This is a genomic window from Nocardia sp. NPDC006630, from assembly GCF_040611495.1.
GTDB lineage: Bacteria > Actinomycetota > Actinomycetes > Mycobacteriales > Mycobacteriaceae > Nocardia.
The window spans coordinates 471,498-491,227 of the sequence record NZ_JBEXOK010000001.1; the positions used below are offsets into that span (position 1 = coordinate 471,498).

Consider the following 19,730-nt stretch of genomic DNA (forward strand, 5'->3'; position numbering starts at 1 on the left):
TATATCGGGCGCACCGGCCACTGCGTTCCCGGCACTGCATGAACCCTCGCCACGGTCATCGGGGCGGGCGCCACAAAGTATTACGGTTCGCGGGGCAGCGTGTCTGGACAACACAGCGCGGCGGAGATCGTCGAGCGGAACCGGACGGGTGTGTCCGGGCGATGTCGCCGGGGTGATCCAGGGGTAACCCGCGCGTCGCGGATCGTGATCACCGAGTCTCCTGAGCCGGGCGGTCAGCGACGGCGGGAGATCGCAACATTCTGCCACCGGCAGCGACAACGCGCCAAATCGCCCCCGGCCCGTCGCGCTCGTTCACCATCCACGCAGCCTAGGCGCGCCGAATCACCCTCAGGTAAAGGGAAACTCGCACGTCGGGCCGTAACCGCGGTGAACAGTCACAACAGCCACCGCAAACGACGGTGAGCTGTCGCGCCTGGTTGGCAGCGCCGCGGTGAGGTCCGGGCGAGCCCGCGAATCCGATCGCCACAGAAGCACCCGGGACGCGTCACCGCGCGATTCAGGACGCCTCAGCGACGCGATTCAGGACGCCTCAGCGACGCTGATTCAAGATGCCTCAGCGATGCGATTCAAGATGCCTCGGGCGCGGCGGATTCGACGGGCCCGCGCATGGTCCGCGGCACGGCCGTGCGCTCCGGCCGCACCCACACACTGTCCAGACCGCCCGAGATCAACCGCACCCGCCAATCGCTGCCCGCGCCGGGGTGATCTGTGCGCCGATGCATTCCGCGCGTCTCCGTGCGCGCCAGGGCGCTGTACTTGGTCCAGCGGGCCACGGCCAGCAGCGCCGCCGCCTGCCGGGCGCGCAGGCGTTCCGCACCCGAACCGCCGAGATCGAATTCCGCGCCCGGCCACATGCCGTCCAGTTCGCCGATGCTGTCGCGCAGACTGCCGTCACTGCGCCAGTAGCTGCGCCGCAGCGGCAGCGTGTGCTCCTGCACCAGGCCGACGACCGCGCGCGGGTCGATGCGCGCGCGATCGCCCAGTCCCGCGCCGGGTACCGGCCGGGTCCGGCCGAGCCGTTTGCGGCCGCCCGCGAACCGGGCCGCCGCCTGGCCCGCCCACGCCCCGGAGGACACCGCCCAGGCCCCGTTCTGCCCGCCGACTCCGGAAACAGCGCCGGTCAAAGGCTCACGGGTGGTCACATCACCCGCGCCGTAGAGGCCGGGAACCGCAGTCGCGCAATCGGGTCCGGCCAGCCAGAGCCCACCGGTGCCGCGCACCGTGCCCTCGAGCACCGCGCGCACCGGCACCCGGCCGGCCGAATCCTGATGCCGCAGCAGCTCTTCGCGCAGTGAATCCACCTGGTCACCGTCGCGCAGCAGATCCTCCGGGCCACCGGTGCGCATCAGCCCGTCACGCGCGGCATCGGAGAGCTCGTCGAGCGCGGCGTAGACGCGACGGCCGCCGGCGATCGCGGTGAAGGCCTGCACCCGCGAGCCGCCGCCGTGCTCGTAGAGCACCGACCGCGATTCGTCGTACAGCGTGGCGAAGTGCATGACCTGCTCGGCCGAGAAGACCGTGGTACCGGCCGGGCGCTGGCCACTCATCGACGCCGGACCCGAATTGCCGATGGGCACCAGCGAATACGCGTTGGAGAACTCCATCCCGGACAGATCGGCCCCGGCCTCCGCACCCATGAGCAGGCCGTCGCCGGTATCGACATCGGTGCCCGCGCCGCCGGAGAGGAAGGCGCAACCGCCGGTGGCCAGCACCACGGCCCGGGCGCGCGCGGTCCAGCTGTGCGCCGCACCGCCGAGCGCCACGCCCGCCGCGCCGGAGACAATGCCGTCACCATCGGTGAGCAGCTGCAATGCCGGGTGGTAGTCGAGAATCCGGACCCCGGCGATCACCATGCTGCGGCGCAGGCGGCCGAGATATTTCGGTCCGTCCAGCCGGATCCGGGTCGGCTGTTCGGCGGCCACCATCCCGCGCCCGATGCGTTCTCCCGGCGACCGCAGACTGCCGTGCACCAGCTGTCCGATCCGCCGGTGGGTCTCGTCGAGCACGCGGTACATCCATTCCGGATCACCGAGGCCGCCGCCGTGCGCGAAGTTCTGCGCCACCGCCTCGTCACGCGCCGGGCCGGCCGGGATGTTCCAGAGGATCGCTCCGCCGCGCGCGGTGGGGCCGCTCGTTCCGCAGCGAGCCTTGTCGACGAGCAGAACCCGAGCACCGGCAGCGGCCGCGGCGAGCGCGGCCCAAGCCCCTGCCGGACCGCCTCCCAGCACAAGCACATCGGCGTCGAATTCGGTCATAACGACAAATGTTCGCGGACCGTTCAACTACCCGCAACCGTTACACGTATTTCAATTCCACCACTGCGCCCACAACAGCGTTCCGGCACCAACAAAAACGACCAAAACCCCGAAAAGTGCGGTAATTCCCTGACGTCTATCAGCAAATATTTGCGCGGCCACAACCAGTAATGCCGCGCACACATGCCAGGCCAGATCCGCGGTGCCCGGACCGGGAAAACCACGCAGGGCACCGATGATGGACGCACCGACAACCGTCGTCGCCAAAACCACCGTGCCGCCGGCGACGAGCCCGCTCAGACCCCGCAGCACCCTCACGCTGTCTCCATCTCCATTCGGTGTGAGCGGGGGACCTGCGTGGTTACGCGGACTTCCGCCTCCGGCCCCTGCCCGCTCACGCCGTGATCACCGGCACACCACTGGATTTGCCCACCAGTATCTCGAATTGTGCTGGGTCGGTGGTGAATTCGCCGAGCCTGATGGTCTTGTTGCTGCCGTGGTAATCGGAGGAGCCGGTCGTCAGCAAACCCAGCTCGTCGGCGAGCGATGCCAGGACCGCGCGATCGGCCGCACTGTGATCGGGATGATCGAGTTCCAGCCCGCCGAGCCCGAGCGTCGCCAGTTCCCGAATGTGATCCAGGGACAGCAGGCGGCCGCGCTTGCGGGCCCGCGCATGCGCCACCACACTCACACCGCCGGCCGCCGCGACCATTTCCACCGCGCGCTGCAGCGGCGTGTCGGCCTTCTCGACGTAGTACTTGCCGTTCGGAGCGAGCAGATCCTGGAAAGCCGCGTCCACCGAAGGCACCACACCGGCCTCGACAAGCGCCCGCGCCAGATGCGGGCGGCCCGCCGACGGTCCGGCCGAAGCCATGACCGCGTCCGGATCCACCGGCAGCCCGTCGGCGGCCATATTCTCGGCGATCGCGCGCAGCCGCACGGTGCGTTCACCACGCAACCGCTCCCGCTCCAGCGCGAAGGCCTCGTTCGCCGGATCGAACAGGTAGGCCAGCAGATGGACCGGAACCGGCCAGCCGTCATCACCGTCGCCGACACACGACATCTCCATGCCGCGCACCAGCGTGAGACCCGGGGGCAACGCCTCCACCGCCTCCGCCCAGCCCGCAGTGGTGTCGTGATCGGTCAGGGCGACCACGTCCAGGCCCGCGGCCGCGGCATAACGAATGAGCTCGGCCGGAGCGTCGGTGCCGTCGGAGGCATTGGAATGAGTGTGGAGATCGATGCGCACGGGGTCCATCTTGCCCGCGCGGCCGCGCCCGCCCCGGGCGCCCGGCGGTTACCGGCAGGGCAACCTAGACTTCGGCGCGTGTCCTCACTGCCCCCGCTCCCCGCATTCCACTGGCCCGGCCGGGCCGGTGACCGGCCGAAACCCGCCGAGAAGCGGCCCGGCGCAAACGTCGTCGTCGACTGCGCGGTCTATATCGACGGACACCGGCTGCTGGAGCACTGCTCCTATGAGGAGGCCCTCGGCGAAGTGCGCAAGCACGGCAAGGGATTCGTCTGGCTCGGCTTGCTCGAACCCAGCATCAGCCTGATGACCGATGTGGCGCGTACCTTCGGATTGCACTCGCTCGCGGTCGAAGACGCCGTGCAGGCCCATCAGCGTCCCAAACTCGAACGGTACGACGACATTCTTTTCCTGGTGCTGCGCACCGTGCAGTACCACACGCACGAACTCAATACGGTCAGTGAGATCGTCGACACCGGCGAGATCATGATCTTCCTGGGCCCGGATTTCGCGATCACCGTGCGGCACGGCGATCACAGCGGATTGGCCGGTGTCCGTACCGATCTGGAGTCGCAGCCGGAACAGCTGGCGCTCGGGCCGGGCGCGGTGCTGCATGCGGTGGCCGACCGCACCGTGGACTCGTACGTGGAGGTCACCGCGGCCATCGAGGAAGATGTGGACGCCATGGAGGAGGCGGTGTTCACGCCCTCCAGCAAGATCATTATCGAGGCGATCTACCAGCTCAAGCGGGAGGTGGTGGAACTGCGGCGGGCCGTGAAACCCCTCGCGCTGCCGCTGCAGCTGCTCTCGCACGACCCCAAACTGCCACTGCCCGTGGAGATCCGGCGCTATCTGCGCGATGTCGCCGACCACCACACCGCGGTGACCGAGCAGATCATGGACTTCAACGAATCACTCAGCGCGCTGATCAATGCCGCGCTCGCGAAGGTGAGCGTGCAGCAGAACACCGATATGCGAAAGATCTCCGCCTATGCGGCCATGGCGGCGGTGCCGACCATGATCGCAGGCGTCTACGGCATGAATTTCATCCATATGCCGGAATTGAACTGGACCTTCGGCTATCCGGCGGCCGTCGCCCTGATGGTAGGGCTGTGCGGCCTGCTGTACGTCAACTTCCACCGCAACGACTGGCTCTGAACTCCGAAATCCCGTGCCCCTTCGAAGTTTCGAAGGGGCACCGCGGGGGTTGAGCGGTTTACAGGGAGGCAGCTGCTCGATCCGCGTCGCGCACATCGATTTTCGCCTCGGTCCATGCCTCGCGGAGGGCCTCGGCGCCGCGAATGCGGACCCAGGCCGCCTCGGTCGCGGTGATCGGCGTCGCGGTCAGGAAGTGCACGGGCTCAGCGGGTTCCGGCAATTCCACCGCGGGAATCTCGCTGGCACCGAGCAGTACGGCGGTGAAGGGCGCGTTGAGCCACAGCGCTTCTCCCAGATCCAGCAGCGCATCGGCTTGCAGCACAATGCCTTCCACCGAGGGAGAGGCCGCCAGCATGCCGAGCGCCCGGGTCAGTCCGGCGCCCGCGCCGACGCCGCCGCGCAGCGTGAGCAGCAGTTCCGCGCGCGGCCCGCGCAGCGGATCGGCCAGCGCCGCAGTCGGATCCGTCATCGGATGCCGGGAACCGCCCAGCGTCACGTAGTGCACCAGATCGCCGTCCGGAATGCGCAGGATATCGATGGGTTCCAGCCCGAGGAACGTCACCGATGCCGCATCCGCGGACTCCACACCGAAATGGCCGAGCACCCCGGCCCGGACCTTATTGATCACATCCACGATCAGATTGCCAGCCTCGCCAGCATGTCCCGGGCCTGTTCGGCGGCCTTGGGATCGCACAGCACGTCGTAGCGGCCGGCCACCAGCTGCATGGTGGAGGCGAAATCGCGCTGCCCGCGGGTGGCCGCGTACGGGATGGAGGTGGACAGCAGGCCGAAGATGATGCCTCCCACCAGGCCGACGATGATCGCGCCGCCGCCGGAGAACATGCTCAGCAGCAGGCCGATGAACAGGCCCAGCCACGCGCCCGAAACCACGCCCCCGCCAAGGACTTTGCCCCACGTCAGCCGATACAGCACACGTTCGACCTGCATCAGATCGACGCCGACAATGGTCACGTTCTCCACCGGGAACTGGTTGTCGGCCAGATAGTCGACGGCCCGCTGCGCCTCGGCATAGGTCGGATAGGACCCGACGGGCCAGCCCGACGGAGGCGTCGGCAGGCCCGAACGGTTCCGGTTCGAGTTCCCCAAGGGATTCGTCATATCTCCATCATGCTATTTCGGTGTGTCGGACGGGGGTTCGCAGCGCCGCATTTAACGTGCGGTTCGCGTTTACTACGCGGTCCGCTGCATTTTCGCGGCTCGGCCCTTATCGGCGATGACCTGCGCCATCTTGGCACTGGCCTCATCGATCATCTCGTCGCCGAGCATGACCGCACCACGCGCCCCACCCTCGGCCGAGGTGTGGAAGGCATACGCGTCCAATATCTGCTCGGCGCGGTCGTAATCGGCCTGACGTGGGCTGAAGATCTCATTACCGGCCGCGATCTGGTCCGGATGCAGCACCCATTTACCGTCGAAACCCAGCGCGGCGGTGCGGGCGGCATTGCGGCGGAAGCCCTCGATATCGCGCACCGCGAGATAGGGGCCGTCGATGGCCTGCAGCCCGTGCGCCCGCGCTGTGAGCAAGATCGTCATATAAATGTGGTGATACGCATCACCCGGTTCGTAGCCCTCGGGCTGCTCCCCCACCACGAGGGTGCGCATATTGATCGACGCCATGAAGTCGGCCGGACCGAAAACCAGGGTCTGCACCCGGGGGCTGGCGGTGGCGATCTCGTCGATATTGCGCAGCCCGAGCGCATTCTCGATCTGCGGCTCGATGCCGATCCGACCGACCGGCAGGCCGTTGGCCTTCTCCAGCTGGGTGAGCAGCAGATCCAGCGCCCGCACCTGTCCGGCATCGGTGACCTTGGGCAGCAGCAGCGCGTCGACCTGCGTGCCGGCGCCCTCGATCACGGTGATGACGTCGGCGTAGGTGTGCTCGGTGGTCCAATCGTTGACCCGCACAACACGAATCTGATCGCCCCAGCCGCCGGAGTTGAGGGCCGCCACGATATTCGCCCGGGCCGCCGCCTTGGCCGCCGGTGCGACCGCGTCCTCGAGGTCCAGGAAGACCTCATCGGCGGCAAGTCCCTTGGCTTTCTCGATCATGCGCGGGTTGCTGCCGGGTACGGCCAGCACGGTGCGGCGGGATGTCACGGGTCACTCCTTCATACGTCCGCGCTCGTGGCGCGACATTTCGGCCTATCTGGACCCACTAGCCTTGTCACCTATGGCAGCGACGAGAGTTTTCGCCGCCCGGCTTGCGGGCTTGGTGGCATTGGGACCGGACGGGGAGTCTATCGGCCGCGTCCGCGACCTGGTGATCTCCATCCGCTATGACCGGCAACGACCGCGCATTCTCGGCATCCTCGTCGAACTGCCCACGCGGAAGCGGATTTTCGTGCCGATGCTGCGGGTGCAGACCGTGGACCCGGGCGCGGTGACACTGACCACCGGCACCATCAGCGTGCGGCGTTTCGAACTGCGGCCCGGCGAGATGCTCGCCGTCGCACAGCTGCTCGACTCCACCGTGCGGGTCGACGATCCGGAACTGCCGCAGCTGGCCACGACCGATGTGGTGGTGGTCGATCTGGGCATCGAGCAGACCCGCACCCGCGACTGGGTGGTCACCCGGGTCGCGGTGCGTGAACGCCGGCGCCTGGGTGTCGGATTCGGCCGGCGCGGCGCGGTGCACGTGGTGGATTGGGCGCAGGTGCGCGGTCTCACCCAGACCGAACTCAATCTGCCCGGCCAGGACGTCACCCAGCTGCTGTCGCAATTCGAGGGCATGCGGCCCGCCGATGTCGCGCACATGCTCCGCGAACTGCCGAGCAAGCGGCGCATCGAGGTGGCGGCCGCCTTCGACGACGAGCGCCTGGCGGACGTGGTCCAGGAGCTGCCGGAGGCCGATCAGGTGGAGCTGCTCGAGCAGCTCGGTGTGGAACGCGCCGCCGATCTGCTCGAGGCCATGGACCCCGACGACGCGGCCGACCTGCTCGGCGAGCTCCCTGAGGGCGAAGCGGAATCGCTACTGGCGCTGATGGATCCGGAGGATTCCGAGCCGGTGCGCCGCCTGCTCGAGCATGCCCCCTACACCGCCGGTGGTCTGATGACCTCCAAACCGGTGGTGCTCACCCCGGCCACCACGGTCGCGGAGGCGCTGGCGCGCATTCGCGATCCCGAGCTGACGCCGGCGCTGGCCACCATGGCCTTCGTGGTGCGACCGCCGACTGCCACACCGACCGGTCGCTATCTGGGCTGTGTGCACTTCCAGCAACTCTTACGCGAACCGCCCGCGAACATGGTGGGCGGCATCGTGGACGACGATCTGGTGCTGCTGCGCCCCGACGCGCCGCTCACCGCGGTGACCCGCTATTTCGCCACCTACAACCTGGTGTGCGGGCCGGTGGTGGACGCCGAGAATCATCTGCTGGGCGCGGTCACGGTCGACGATGTGCTCGACCATCTGCTGCCCGAGGATTGGCGTGAGCAGGACGACCACATTCATGATCTGAACGGCATTCCGCTGATCGACGGCACCGGAGGCAGGGCGTGACCGACCGCATCGACAAGCCCAACGCCCGGCAGCGCCTGGAGACGCCCGTCGAGAGCCGCTTCCGCGGATTCGATTGGGACGCAGAGGCTCTCGCGCGCAGCAGTGAGAAGCTCGCACGCTTCCTGGGCACCGGCCGCTATCTGGTCATCCAGACCGTCTTCGTCATCGTCTGGATCATGCTGAACGTCTTCGCGATTCGGCTGCAGTGGGATCCGTACCCCTTCATCCTGCTGAATCTGGCGTTCTCCACCCAGGCCGCGTACGCCGCGCCGCTCATCCTGCTGGCGCAGAACCGGCAGGACAATCGCGATCGGGTGGCGCTCGAGGAGGATCGGACGCGGGCAGCCCAGACAAAAGCTGATACCGAATTCCTGGCGCGCGAACTCGCCGCGCTGCGACTCGCCGTCGGTGAGGTCGCGACACGTGACTATGTCCGCCGCGAGCTGGACGATGTCAAGGACGCGCTGCTCAGGCTGGAGAAACTCGCCACGGACGGCGAGGTCGTCGGCGAGAAGAAAGCAAAGAAGAGTACCGATCGAAAGAGGTCTGGAGTCCCGATTTCGGCACAGAAAGATGGCGAGTAACCGCACAAGTTGTACCGAACAAGCTGACTGATGGGTAACCTGGATCACGTTGTTCCGAGCGACCGACCCAGACACTCCGATTTTGAGGCTGTCATCACGGGAGATCGGCCGCACGACTGAGGGGATTGTGTGGTGGCGAAGAGAATATCTGCACCCGTGACAGCGTCGGCTCTGCTGATCGCAGGCCTGGTCACCGCCGGTTCGGCCACCAATACAACAGTGCACACGGTGGCGCCGCAGGCCGCACCCGAGGCACTGCTGGCCGCATCGGCATCCAGCACCGGAGACGCCGCCTCGCCGGCGTCTGATCAGACCGTCGGCCTGGTCCCGGCCGCGCCCGACGCCCCCCGCAAACTCAGCGCAATGACCCCGCCCGCCGACGGCGCACTCGGCGCACTCCCGCTGCAGAACATCGCGCTGCCCGGCGGCACCGGCGTACTGGGCATCCCCGAGCTGGTGCTCGCCGCCTATCGCAATGCCGAACTGGCGCTGCAGTCCTCACAGCCCGGCTGTGGCCTGCCGTGGAATCTGCTGGCCGGTATCGGCCACATCGAGTCCAACCACGCCAGCGGCGGCAATACCGATGCCGCGGGCACCACCATCTCCCCCATCTTCGGCCCGTCACTGGACGGGACCCTGCCCGGCAACGAGGTCATCAAGGCCGCCAGCGGCGGCTTCGTGCGCGCTGTCGGTCCCATGCAGTTCCTGCCCAGCACCTGGTCGAGATACGCCTCCGACGGCAATGGCGACGGCGTCGCCGATCCGAACAATGTGTTCGACGCGGCGCTGGCGGCGGGCAAATACCTGTGCGACGGCGGACTGGATCTGCGCGATCCGGCGCAGCAGCTGCGCGCGGTGCTCCGCTACAACAATTCGATGACCTACGCGTCCAACGTGCTGAGCTGGTCGAACGCGTACAAGACTGGTGGCACGCCCGCCGCGGTGAGCATCTCCGCGGATATGATTCCGCCCGGCTCGTACCCGGTGAGCGGCCCGGATATGTCGCTGGCCTCCACCACGATTCCGGCCACCACGAGCACCACCACCGACGCCCCGGCGCCGGCCACCCAGGCCCAGCAGACCCAGGTGATGATCACCATTCCGGGTCTGCCGCCCATCCCCTGCGGCATCTTCTGCCCGGCGCCCGCACCCGTGAATCCCTGTGTGGAGGCCTCGGTTCCGGCCCCGAAGCCCGATCCGGCGAATCCGGTCGACGCCAAGCCGGAGGACGGCTCGCAGCCGGGCCAGGCGGACAAGGTCGATCAGAAGACCGATCCGAAGGCCGATCTGCAGTACGGCCCCGACGGCAAGCCGGTCCAGCAGCCCGCCGCCTGCACCCAGCCGGACCCGGCCGCACAGCAGCAGCCGCAGGGCCAGGCTCCCCAGGCCCAGGCTCCGCAGCCGCAGGGCCAGAACGAGCAGAACAGCCAGCCGGTCGTCACCACCGATCCGGCTCCCGCGGAGCAGGCTCCCGAGTCCGCGCAGCCGACCACGCCCGCGCCCGCCATCACCCTCCCGTTCGGCATCACCATCCCGCTGCCGGTTCCGGCGGCGCCGTAATCCGCCACCGCGGCGGCGGCGTGATTCGCCTCCGCAACTGAGTCCGGTTCGCCTGCGCCCCCAGCTTTTCGGGTCGCAGGCGAATCTGTTCGGGCGTGTCGTACTACCTCGCCCGGGCCTCGGAGTCAGTCTTTCCGAATCACTCAGAACTGCCCTACCTGCACCGTTGCCCCTCGGATGGCCACAGAGACCGGTCGGCCGGTTTCCGGCCTGTAATCGAAACGTCAAACATGGTCACGAAGCAGTAACGGAAAGATCTCGAATGCGGTAGCGTGGCCGTCACTACATCACCTGGTTGTTACGACCGACGGCAATGGAGGGTCACCGCACAGTGGGACGTCACCGTAAACCCCCGGTCCCGACAATGCGTCGCGGATCGGTAATCGCACTCACCGGTCTCGTACCCGCCGGACTCGCCACCGTCACCGGCGCCGCCGACGGCAGCTTCATCGGCAAGGTCACTTCGACTGTCCAGCACGAGTTCTCGCCCGACGCCAAGGAAACGGCGCTATCGAGACCGGAGGCGGCCCTACCGGCCGCCGCCCCGGAAGCTCTGCTGCACGAGGCGAAACAAGTTGTCCCCGTTGGCCCGCCGGTCGTCAAGACCGTCGCGAACCCCGGCGATCGGGTCCCCGCCGCCCTACCCGCGGGCCCACTCGGCATACCCGGTATCGCCACCAACGCTTATCAGAACGCGGAACGCATTCTGGCCGTGGAGAATCCGGCCTGTGCCATGCCGTGGTCCATGCTCGCCGGCATCGGCCGGGTGGAATCCACGCATGCCTTCGGCGGCAAAGCCGATGCGAACGGCGATCCCCTCGCCCCGATCTACGGCCCGGTGCTCGACGGCAGCCTCGCCGGCAACAATGTCGTCCGCGACGCCGATGCCGAGCTGAGCGGCCTGTCCTCCGGTTACACCCGCGCGGTCGGCCCCATGCAGTTCCTGCCCGAGACCTGGCGCAAATACGCCGCCGACGGCAATGGCGACGGTGTCGCCGATCCGCAGAACCTCTTCGACGCCACCCTCACCGCGGGCAAGTACCTGTGCTCCGGCGGCCTCGATATGCGCGATCCGGCCCAGCAGACCCGCGCCATCCTGCGCTACAACAACTCCATGGCCTACGTCGCCAATGTGATGGCATGGGAGGCGGCGTACTCCTCCGGAGTCACCCCCGCCGCCGCGCAATTGCCGCGCATCTGAGGTCCCAGCCGGTCCCCCGTCGCGGCGGGCCGGTCCGGCACTCCTATTCTTTGCGTATGCCAGTGGTAACGGAATCGGATGTGCGGGGCGCGCTCGCGAAGGTGAACGACCCGGAGATCAGGAAACCGATCACCGAATTGGGCATGGTGAAAAGCGTTGTGGTCGGCGCCGACAGCAGTGTCCAGGTCGAGATCTACCTGACGACGTCGGCCTGTCCGATGAAGGGCGCGATCACCGAGCGCGTCAGCAATGCCATCAACGATGTGCCCGGTGTCGGCAAGATCGACGTGACCCTCGACGTGATGAACGACGAGCAGCGCACCGAGCTCCGCAAGAAATTGCGCGGCGACAATGCCGAACCGGTCATCCCGTTCGCCCAGCCCGGCTCGCTGACCCGCGTGTACGCGGTCGCCTCCGGTAAGGGCGGTGTCGGAAAGTCCAGTGTCACCGTGAATCTCGCGGCCGCCATGGCCGCCAAGGGCCTGTCGGTGGGTGTGCTGGACGCCGATATCTACGGCCACTCGGTGCCGCGCATGCTGGGCACCGACGCCCGCCCCACCCAGGTGGAGCGGATGATCATGCCGCCGCAGGCGCACGATGTGAAGCTGATCTCGATCTCCATGTTCACCCAGGGCAATACGCCCGTGGTGTGGCGCGGCCCGATGCTGCACCGCGCACTGCAGCAGTTCCTCGCCGATGTGTTCTGGGGCGATCTGGATGTGCTGCTGCTGGACCTGCCGCCCGGCACCGGCGATGTGGCCATCTCGCTCGCGCAGCTGATTCCGAACGCCGAGATCCTGGTTGTCACCACCCCGCAGCTGGCCGCCGCCGAGGTGGCCGAGCGCGCGGGCTCCATTGCCCTGCAGACGCGTCAGCGCATCGTGGGTGTGGTCGAGAACATGTCCTGGCTGGATCTGCCCGACGGTTCGCGCATGGAGCTCTACGGCTCCGGTGGCGGACAGACCGTGGCGGACAATCTGACTCGCGCGGTCGGTGCGAATGTGCCGCTGCTGGGCCAGATCCCGATCGAGCAGCAGATGCGTGAGGCGAGCGACGACGGCACCCCGATCGTGCTCAGTGCCCCGGATAGCGCTTCCGGCAAGGCCCTGCTCGCGATCGCGGACAAGCTGGCGGTCCGCCGCCGCGGCCTCGCGGGCATGTCCTTGAACATCGACACCACACGCCACCTGTAGCGGAGTCGCTCCACCCCTGATCACAAGGCCCGTGCCCGTTGCCCTCGCAACGGGCACGAGCTTTTCCATGACCAGGAAACGATGAGAGGTGCTCGGCGACCGGCCAATTCGACGGCCGGATTCCGCCGGGGTGCGGGGCCTGCCGTGAGCACACTCCCCCTAAGCTCGGAGGCATGCTCACGCTGCTTCTCTATGTGCTGATCGTCGGTTTGGTGGCCGCGCTGCTCTTCCTCGTCGCCAGCGCGCTGTTCGGGCGGTCGGAAGAGCTCGGCCCCCTGCCCGAGGGCACCACGGTCACCGTGCTCCCCGCCGAGGCGATCAGCGGCAGCGATGTGCGCGCCCTGCGTTTCCAGCAGGTGGTGCGCGGCTACAAGGCGGGCGAGGTGGACTGGGCGCTGACCCGGCTCGCCGGTCGCATCGACGAACTGGAACGGCAGCTGGCCTACGCCCGCGCCGGACGGGCCGAGGCCGGAACCACACTCGCGCAGGGTGTGCCGCTGGCGTACAGCACCGGCACCTATGCTGCCGGGCAGGAGGCGCCCGCGGCACTCGGCGTTCCGCTGGCATCCCTCGGCGGCACGCCGGCCGTCCCCGTCGCCCCTCAGTTGCCCGAGGTGCTGCCGAGCGGGCCGTCGCAGTCCGCTCCCGAAGCCGAGCCCGCTGTGGCCGCAGCATCGGATCCGGACCCTGCGGCGGCGGCGCCCGGTACGGCCGCGGGCACACCGGATACAGCGCCGGCGCCGGACACGGGCGACACGCCGGACGCGGGCCTCGATACGAAACAGCAGGCGCCCTCCGACTGGGTGGCCGGTCCGGGTGGTCAGAGTTCCGGTCCGGGTGCGCGGTGACGGCGCTCGCCGCGGCGGGTGACGGCCGGGTGCGCTGCGGTTGGTCGGAGGCCTCGCAGCTGTACCGGGATTACCACGATCAGGAGTGGGGCCGGGCGCTGCACGGCGATGACGCCCTGTTCGAGCGGGTCTGCCTCGAGGCATTCCAGTCGGGCCTGGCCTGGATCACGATTCTGCGCAAGCGCCCGGCGTTCCGCGCGGCCTTCGAGGGGTTCGTGATCGAGCGCGTCGCGGGCTTCGGCGAGTCGGATGTGGCACGGCTCATGGCCGATCCCGGCATAGTTCGCAATAGCGCCAAAATTCACGCGAGCATCCACAATGCCCGGATCGCCCTCGACCTTCCGAAGAGCCTGGACGAGCTGCTCTGGTCCTTCGCACCGGCCACCGGAAAGCGGCCACGCACGCTCGCGGATGTGCCCGCCGTCACTGCCGAATCCACCGCTCTCGCAAAAGAACTGAAGCGGCTCGGATTCAAGTTCGTCGGACCCACTACGGCGTACGCACTCATGCAGGCGACCGGGATGGTAGACGATCACATCACCGATTGCTGGGTGAATGTCGGGACTGTCTGAACGCCGCATCGGTCGGTTTTTGGAACTCAGGTACCCGCCCCGATCCGCGATAGGGAAGAATGGGCGTGGTGCAGCCCGCCACATGCCGGCGGGCTGCCTGGTTGGTGACAACTGGAGTTCCATGAAAGTGCGCAGAAATTCGCGCAGATCTGGAGGGAGCAGAGGATGGCGGCCATGAAGCCCCGCACCGGGGACGGTCCCCTCGAGGCAACCAAGGAAGGGCGTGGAATCGTCATGCGGGTTCCACTCGAGGGTGGCGGGCGTTTGGTCGTCGAGCTCACGCCGGAGGAAGCTGCGGCACTGGGTGACGAACTCAAGAGTGTCACGAGCTAGTAGCCATACTTGCCCGTGCCGGTGAGCCGCACCGAACCGGTGGTTGACCCCGCTCTCGAGCCGCTCACCGGCACCCCGGTGCATTCCACGCACCCCCTCGGCGCAGCCGATCCCCTGATCGACTGCGCCGGGTTACTGTCCTGTCCGGAATGCGGGCAGGACCTCACGCCGCGCGACCACACCCTGCGTTGTCCGCGCGGCCACAGTTTCGATATCGCCAAGCAGGGCTATGTCAGCCTGCTGACGGGCGCGTCCACCAAAATGACCGGTGATACCCCGGCCATGCTCGACGCCCGGGCGACCTTCCAATACGCAGGCCATTTCACTCCCATTGCCGCAGCCCTCGCGGCCGCGGTAGCCGCCGCCTCCCCCGCCGCCGTGGATTCGCTGGCTCCCGCCCAGCAGCGAATCGCGGCATCGCGACACGCCGACGGGATCATTCGCCCGGGCTCGACCGTGACGGCGGCCTCCGCCGCCCGGCTCACCTCGACGCTGCTGCCCGCCGCGCGCGCCGGATTCGATATCCCGGCCCGCCCGGCGGGTGCGGCCGTGCTGGAAATCGGTGCGGGGACCGGTTACTACCTGAGCGCGGTGCTGGACGCCGTGCCCGGCGCCCGCGGTATCGCACTGGACGTGTCCAAACCGGCGGTGCGGCGCAGTGCCCGAGCACACGAGCGGGCCGGCGCGATACTCGCCGACGCGTGGCGCGGGCTGCCCGTGCGGGACGGAGTTCTGACCGCCGTGCTGTCGGTTTTCGCACCGCGAAATGCCGATGAGGTAGCGCGAGTGCTGGCGCCGGAAGGACGTTTTCTGGTCGTCACTCCCACCCCCCGGCATTTGGCCGAACTCATCGAACCTTTGGACATGGTGAGTGTCGATGCCGCGAAGCAGGATCGCCTCGCCGAATCTCTGGGCGCCCGTTTCGAATTATCCGAGCGCAATTCGGTCGAGTATCGAATGTCGCTCACACACACCGATATCGCGAATGTGTCCGCCATGGGCCCCTCCGCCTTCCATGCCGCGGCACAGCGCTCGGACCGTATTGCGGCACTGCCGGATCCGATGCCGGTGACCGCATCGGTCACCATCTCGGTTTATCGCCACCGCGAGCCGTAATTCAGCGCTGCGGATGATTCGGCAGCAATGCCAGCAGATTGCGGACGAGCGGGCGGGTGTCATCCGCGCGATGCGCGGTGTAGATCGTGGTGCTGGCGTCGGTGCCGGCCAGCGGGATGATGCGCACCGAGGCCGGAGCCGTGAAGGTGGCGCTGCGCGGCGCGACTGTCACGCCGAGCCCGGCGGCCACCAGATACAGCAGGATGGTCCAGTTGGTGGCCTCCTGGACGATGCGGGGGCGGCGGCCGGAGGTCAGCAGCGGGGACAGATTCTTCTCGTACGCGAGTGCGCCTGCGGCACTGGGAAAGAAGACCAGCGGGTGGTCGGCGAGTTCGGCGCCGGTAATGGTGTCGCGGCCCGCTTGCGGGTGGTCGGCGGGCAGCACCGCCACGAAAGGCTCGGTCATGAGCGGCACGGTCACGGTGCCGGGCTGCTCGTCCGGATCACGCACGATCGCCATATCCAGGCTCCCGGCGGCCAGCTTCGCCATCAGATGACTGGTGAATCCCTCCACGAGTTCGACCTGCACCAGCGGGAAGCGGTCCCGGAATTCCCGCACCCCGCGCAGCGGCTCCAGGGGTAGCACCGAGGGCACGAAGCCGAGATGCAGTGTGCCCTGGCTCCCCCGCCCGATGCGCGTGATCTCGGCCAGGTCGCGCTCGGCGTGCCCGAGCAGGGCGGTGGCCCGCTCGCGCAGTACCGCACCGGCCGCGGTGAGCGCGACGGTCCGGGAGGTGCGGTCGAAAAGCCTGGTGCCGAGCAGGGTTTCGAGGCGCTGGATCTGCTGGGTCAGCGCGGGCTGGGCAATGTGCAGCCGGGCGGCGGCGCGCCCGAAGTGCAGTTCCTCGGCGACGGCGAGGAAGTAGCGGAGATGCCGGAGCTCAACACCATCAACCATAAGATCATGATATTGATCCGAGCTATCAAGTATTGGACGCTATGGGTCGCGGCACGACATTCTGGCCTGGTGACGCAGACCGATTCCCTCGCCCCCGATACCGGCTCCCTCGTGGTCGCGCCGATGTCGACGGCCGCCGACGCCCGCGCCTTCAAAGACCTCAATCTGGAGTGGATCACCGCGTTCTTCACTCTCGAACCCGCCGACAGCGTCACCCTCGACAATCCGCAGCACATTGTCGAGGAGGGCGGGCAGGTGCTCATCGCCCGGGACGGTACGGACGCGGTCGGCTGCGTCGCCCTGGTCGCCGAGGGCCCCGGCGTCTTCGAACTCTCGAAAATGGCTGTGTCACCGCGATTTCAGGGCCGTGGCATCGGCCGCATCCTGCTGCGCGCGGCCCTCGACCACGCCCGCGAACAGCGCGCCACTTCGGTGTTCCTGGCCAGCAACGCGACCCTCGCCAGTGCCGTGCACCTGTACGAGTCCCTCGGTTTCGTCCACGTTCCCGCGACGGAATTGCGGCCGATCCCCTACGACCGCGCCGACGTATTCATGCGCTACGACCTGACCGCGCCTGCGAGTTAACTCTTGCGAACCAGGTCGTAGATGCGGGCGGTGCGGGACGCCATCTGGTTCCAGTCGAATTCGGCGACGGCCCGGGCCCGCCCGGCCGCGCCCATGGCCGCCGCGCCGACCTGATCGGCGGCGACCTTGTTGATGGCCCGCGCCAGACCGTGTTCGAAGGCGTCCGGCCGGGCCGGGTCGTAGTGCACGAGGCGGCCGGTCGATCCCTCCGCGACCACCTCCGGAATCCCGCCGACATCGGAGGCCACCACGGCGGTCCCGCAGGCCATGGCCTCGAGATTCACGATGCCGAGCGGCTCATAGACCGACGGGCAGATGAATACCGTTGCGGCGGCGAGCACCTGGCGCACCAGTTCGGTGGGGAGCATCTCGCGGACCCAGTGCACCCCGTCGCGGGTCTTGCCGAGTTCCCTTACGGCCGTGGCCACTTCGGCATCCATGGCGGGGGTATCCGCAGCGCCCGCGAGCAGTACCAGCTGAATGTCGGGGTCGAGGTGCCGGGCGGCGGCGAGCAGATGCGAGACGCCCTTCTGCCGGGTGATGCGGCCGACGAAGGCCGCCACCGGCCGGTCCATGCGCACGCCGAGTTCGCCGAGAATGTCGCGGGCGTCGAGCGCGGGCCCGCCCGGATGCCAGACCTCGGCGTCGATTCCGTTGTGCACCACATGCACTTTCGCGGGATCGATATCCGGATACGCGTCCAGCACATCGGTGCGCATGCCCGCGCTCACCGCGATCACGGCATCGGCGTAGGTCACGGCATTGTGCTCGGACCAGGAGGAGAGCCGGTAGCCGCCGCCGAGCTGTTCGGCCTTCCAGGGCCGCCGCGGTTCCAGCGAATGCGCGGTGAGCACGTGCGGAATCCCGTAGAGCTCGGCGGCCAGGTGCCCGGCCAGCCCGGTGTACCAGGTATGCGAGTGCACCACATCGGAGCCGCCGGCGGCATCGGCCATGCGCAATTGCGCGGACATCATCTGCAGCGCCGAATTGGCGGCGTAGAGCATCGAATCCGCCTGGTGCACCACCGCATCGGTGCGCGGCACGCCCATGCAGTGCACGGTCACATCGCACAGTTGCCGCAGTCGCGGGACCAGCTCGGTGACATGCACGCCCGCCCCGCCGTACACCTCGGGCGGGTATTCGCGGGTCATCATGGCAACGCGAAGTCCGCGGCCGCCATCCGCGCCGTAACTCACCGACTCAACCTAGACGCTCCGCTGTGACGCCACCAACCGGCGACGCGATCAACATGGAACCCTGCGGACATTCCGTGTTCCCTCCCAACCGGTAGTTTGGCTGATGTGAGGAGCCAGCCGCACGTACTCGGGATCGTGCTCGCCGGTGGCGAGGGCAAGCGCCTGTTTCCACTCACGAAGGATCGTGCCAAGCCGGCGGTCCCGTTCGGGGGTGCGTACCGCCTCATCGACTTCGTCCTCTCGAACCTGGTGAATGCCGGCTACCTGCGGATCTGCGTTCTCACCCAGTACAAATCGCATTCGCTGGACCGGCATATCTCGCAGACCTGGCGGCTGTCGGGTTTCGGCGGCGAGTACATCACGCCGGTCCCGGCGCAGCAGCGGCTGGGCCCGCGCTGGTACACCGGCAGCGCCGACGCGATCATGCAGTCGCTGAATCTGATCTATGACGAGGACCCGGAGTACATCGTGGTCTTCGGCGCGGACCACGTGTACCGCATGGACCCCGAGCAGATGGTGCAGGCGCATATCGCCTCCGGCGCGGGTGTCACGGTGGCCGGAATTCGGGTGCCGCGCAGTACGGCGAGTGCGTTCGGTTGTATCGACACCGACGAATCCGGCCGCATCACCGGCTTTCTGGAGAAGCCGGCGCATCCGCCCGGCACCCCCGACGATCCGAATGTCACCTTCGCCTCGATGGGCAATTACGTCTTCACCACCAAGGTGCTGGTGGACGCCATCCGCGCCGATGCCGAGGACAACGACTCCGATCACGATATGGGCGGCGACATCATTCCCGGCCTGGTGCGGTCCGGCGCGGCCGCGGTCTACGACTTCGGCAGCAACGAGGTGCCCGGCACCACCGACCGCAGCCGCGGCTACTGGCGTGATGTGGGCACCATCGACGCCTTCTACGAGGCGCATATGGATCTGGTGTCGGTGGATCCGGTCTTCGATCTCTACAACCGGCACTGGCCGATTCGCGGCGCCGCGGAGAATCTGCCGCCGGCCAAATTCGGCCGCGGCGGGCTGGCGCAGGAATCGATCGTCGGCGCGGGCAGCATTCTGTCGGCGGCGACGGTGCGCAATTCGGTGCTCTTCTCGAATGTGATGGTGGAGGACGGCGCGACCGTGGAAGGCAGTGTGCTCATGCCCGGTGTGCGAATCGGCCGGGGCGCGGTGGTGCGGCACGCGATTCTGGACAAGAACGTCATGGTGACCGAGGGCGAGATCATCGGCGTCGACCTGGACCGGGACCACGATCGATTCGCGGTCAGCAAGGGCGGCGTGGTGACCGTCGGCAAGGGCATCTGGGTGTGAGAATCGCCGCCACCCGGCGGACGCGCGGATAACGGCGGACCGCCGGGGACGGATAACGGTGGACAGCCGGAGTTCCGGGTCCGAAAATCGGTGGGTGGAGTGCCGTCCGCTGGGCGGCGCGGGA

The 19,730-nt window shown here is 67.9% G+C and carries 19 protein-coding genes and 1 pseudogene; 12 read left to right on the plus strand and 8 right to left on the minus strand.

Annotated elements, in window-relative coordinates:
* Window positions 1-587 precede the first annotated feature (587 nt).
* The 3 genes from ABZX86_RS02145 to ABZX86_RS02155 form a co-directional block, all read right to left on the minus strand.
* Window positions 588-2,276, minus strand: coding sequence for an FAD-binding protein (locus ABZX86_RS02145; protein ID WP_355119121.1), 1,689 nt, complete (start codon window positions 2,274-2,276; stop codon window positions 588-590).
* 51 nt (window positions 2,277-2,327) lie between these two features.
* Entirely contained in the window at window positions 2,328-2,594 is a 267-nt protein-coding gene (locus ABZX86_RS02150) for a hypothetical protein (RefSeq protein WP_355119123.1), read from the minus strand.
* A gap of 76 nt (window positions 2,595-2,670) precedes the next feature.
* Window positions 2,671-3,525 (minus strand): PHP domain-containing protein, encoded by an 855-nt coding sequence (locus ABZX86_RS02155; RefSeq protein WP_355119125.1) that lies wholly within the window; start codon window positions 3,523-3,525, stop codon window positions 2,671-2,673.
* A gap of 78 nt (window positions 3,526-3,603) precedes the next feature.
* On the opposite strand from ABZX86_RS02155, the gene ABZX86_RS02160 reads away from it, so the two are divergent.
* Window positions 3,604-4,683: a magnesium and cobalt transport protein CorA gene (locus ABZX86_RS02160; protein WP_355119127.1), complete on the plus strand. Its 1,080-nt coding sequence runs from the start codon at window positions 3,604-3,606 to the stop codon at window positions 4,681-4,683.
* A 58-nt stretch (window positions 4,684-4,741) separates the two neighbouring features.
* Here the strand turns inward: ABZX86_RS02160 and ABZX86_RS02165 are convergent, their stop codons facing one another.
* The 3 genes from ABZX86_RS02165 to ABZX86_RS02175 all read right to left on the minus strand — a co-directional run bounded on the left by ABZX86_RS02165 (window position 4,742) and on the right by ABZX86_RS02175 (window position 6,801).
* On the minus strand, window positions 4,742-5,308 hold the full coding sequence (locus tag ABZX86_RS02165; protein WP_355119813.1) for a suppressor of fused domain protein: 567 nt from the start codon (window positions 5,306-5,308) through the stop codon (window positions 4,742-4,744).
* Between the two features lie 11 nt (window positions 5,309-5,319).
* Complete coding sequence (locus ABZX86_RS02170) at window positions 5,320-5,802, minus strand: general stress protein (protein ID WP_297616525.1); 483 nt, start codon at window positions 5,800-5,802, stop codon at window positions 5,320-5,322.
* A 72-nt stretch (window positions 5,803-5,874) separates the two neighbouring features.
* Entirely contained in the window at window positions 5,875-6,801 is a 927-nt protein-coding gene (locus ABZX86_RS02175; RefSeq protein ID WP_355119129.1) for a CoA ester lyase, read from the minus strand.
* Window positions 6,802-6,874: 73 nt separating this feature from the next.
* Here ABZX86_RS02175 and ABZX86_RS02180 point away from each other — a divergent pair, with 73 nt between their 5' ends.
* The 9 genes and pseudogenes from ABZX86_RS02180 to ABZX86_RS02220 all read left to right on the plus strand — a co-directional run bounded on the left by ABZX86_RS02180 (window position 6,875) and on the right by ABZX86_RS02220 (window position 15,607).
* Window positions 6,875-8,200 carry a CBS domain-containing protein gene (locus tag ABZX86_RS02180; RefSeq protein WP_355119131.1) on the plus strand — a complete coding sequence of 442 codons (1,326 nt, stop codon included), beginning with the start codon at window positions 6,875-6,877 and terminating at the stop codon, window positions 8,198-8,200.
* Window positions 8,197-8,784: a DUF1003 domain-containing protein gene (locus tag ABZX86_RS02185; protein ID WP_355119133.1), complete on the plus strand. Its 588-nt coding sequence runs from the start codon at window positions 8,197-8,199 to the stop codon at window positions 8,782-8,784. The genes ABZX86_RS02180 and ABZX86_RS02185 overlap by 4 nt, the downstream gene beginning before the upstream one ends.
* 156 nt (window positions 8,785-8,940) lie before the next feature.
* Window positions 8,941-10,344, plus strand: a complete 1,404-nt coding sequence (locus ABZX86_RS02190) for a lytic murein transglycosylase (protein WP_355119135.1) — start codon at window positions 8,941-8,943, stop codon at window positions 10,342-10,344.
* Between the two features lie 364 nt (window positions 10,345-10,708).
* Window positions 10,709-11,545, plus strand: a complete 837-nt coding sequence (locus tag ABZX86_RS02195; protein ID WP_355119137.1) for a lytic murein transglycosylase — start codon at window positions 10,709-10,711, stop codon at window positions 11,543-11,545.
* 56 nt (window positions 11,546-11,601) lie between these two features.
* Window positions 11,602-12,738 carry a P-loop NTPase gene (locus ABZX86_RS02200; protein ID WP_327141931.1) on the plus strand — a complete coding sequence of 379 codons (1,137 nt, stop codon included), beginning with the start codon at window positions 11,602-11,604 and terminating at the stop codon, window positions 12,736-12,738.
* Between the two features lie 173 nt (window positions 12,739-12,911).
* Window positions 12,912-13,181 (plus strand): annotated as a pseudogene (locus tag ABZX86_RS02205) (DivIVA domain-containing protein); the annotation flags it as partial.
* 401 nt (window positions 13,182-13,582) lie between these two features.
* Window positions 13,583-14,158 (plus strand): DNA-3-methyladenine glycosylase I, encoded by a 576-nt coding sequence (locus ABZX86_RS02210; RefSeq protein WP_355119139.1) that lies wholly within the window; start codon window positions 13,583-13,585, stop codon window positions 14,156-14,158.
* 165 nt (window positions 14,159-14,323) lie between these two features.
* The gene (locus ABZX86_RS02215; RefSeq protein ID WP_006554284.1) at window positions 14,324-14,491 is read left to right on the plus strand and encodes a DUF3117 domain-containing protein; all 168 of its coding nucleotides are present in this window, start codon (window positions 14,324-14,326) and stop codon (window positions 14,489-14,491) included.
* A 21-nt stretch (window positions 14,492-14,512) separates the two neighbouring features.
* Entirely contained in the window at window positions 14,513-15,607 is a 1,095-nt protein-coding gene (locus ABZX86_RS02220) for a putative RNA methyltransferase (RefSeq protein ID WP_355119141.1), read from the plus strand.
* A gap of 1 nt (window position 15,608) precedes the next feature.
* Here the strand turns inward: ABZX86_RS02220 and ABZX86_RS02225 are convergent, their stop codons facing one another.
* Window positions 15,609-16,505 carry a LysR substrate-binding domain-containing protein gene (locus ABZX86_RS02225; protein ID WP_355119143.1) on the minus strand — a complete coding sequence of 299 codons (897 nt, stop codon included), beginning with the start codon at window positions 16,503-16,505 and terminating at the stop codon, window positions 15,609-15,611.
* Window positions 16,506-16,574: 69 nt separating this feature from the next.
* Here ABZX86_RS02225 and ABZX86_RS02230 point away from each other — a divergent pair, with 69 nt between their 5' ends.
* Window positions 16,575-17,090, plus strand: a complete 516-nt coding sequence (locus tag ABZX86_RS02230) for a GNAT family N-acetyltransferase (RefSeq protein ID WP_355119145.1) — start codon at window positions 16,575-16,577, stop codon at window positions 17,088-17,090.
* Here the strand turns inward: ABZX86_RS02230 and glgA are convergent.
* On the minus strand, window positions 17,087-18,244 hold the full coding sequence (gene glgA, locus ABZX86_RS02235; RefSeq protein ID WP_355119815.1) for a glycogen synthase: 1,158 nt from the start codon (window positions 18,242-18,244) through the stop codon (window positions 17,087-17,089). The two genes, ABZX86_RS02230 and glgA, sit on opposite strands and share 4 nt — an antisense overlap.
* A 147-nt stretch (window positions 18,245-18,391) precedes the next feature.
* On the opposite strand from glgA, the gene glgC reads away from it, so the two are divergent.
* On the plus strand, window positions 18,392-19,606 hold the full coding sequence (gene glgC, locus ABZX86_RS02240; RefSeq protein ID WP_355119147.1) for a glucose-1-phosphate adenylyltransferase: 1,215 nt from the start codon (window positions 18,392-18,394) through the stop codon (window positions 19,604-19,606).
* The last annotated feature ends 124 nt before the right edge of the window (window positions 19,607-19,730 follow it).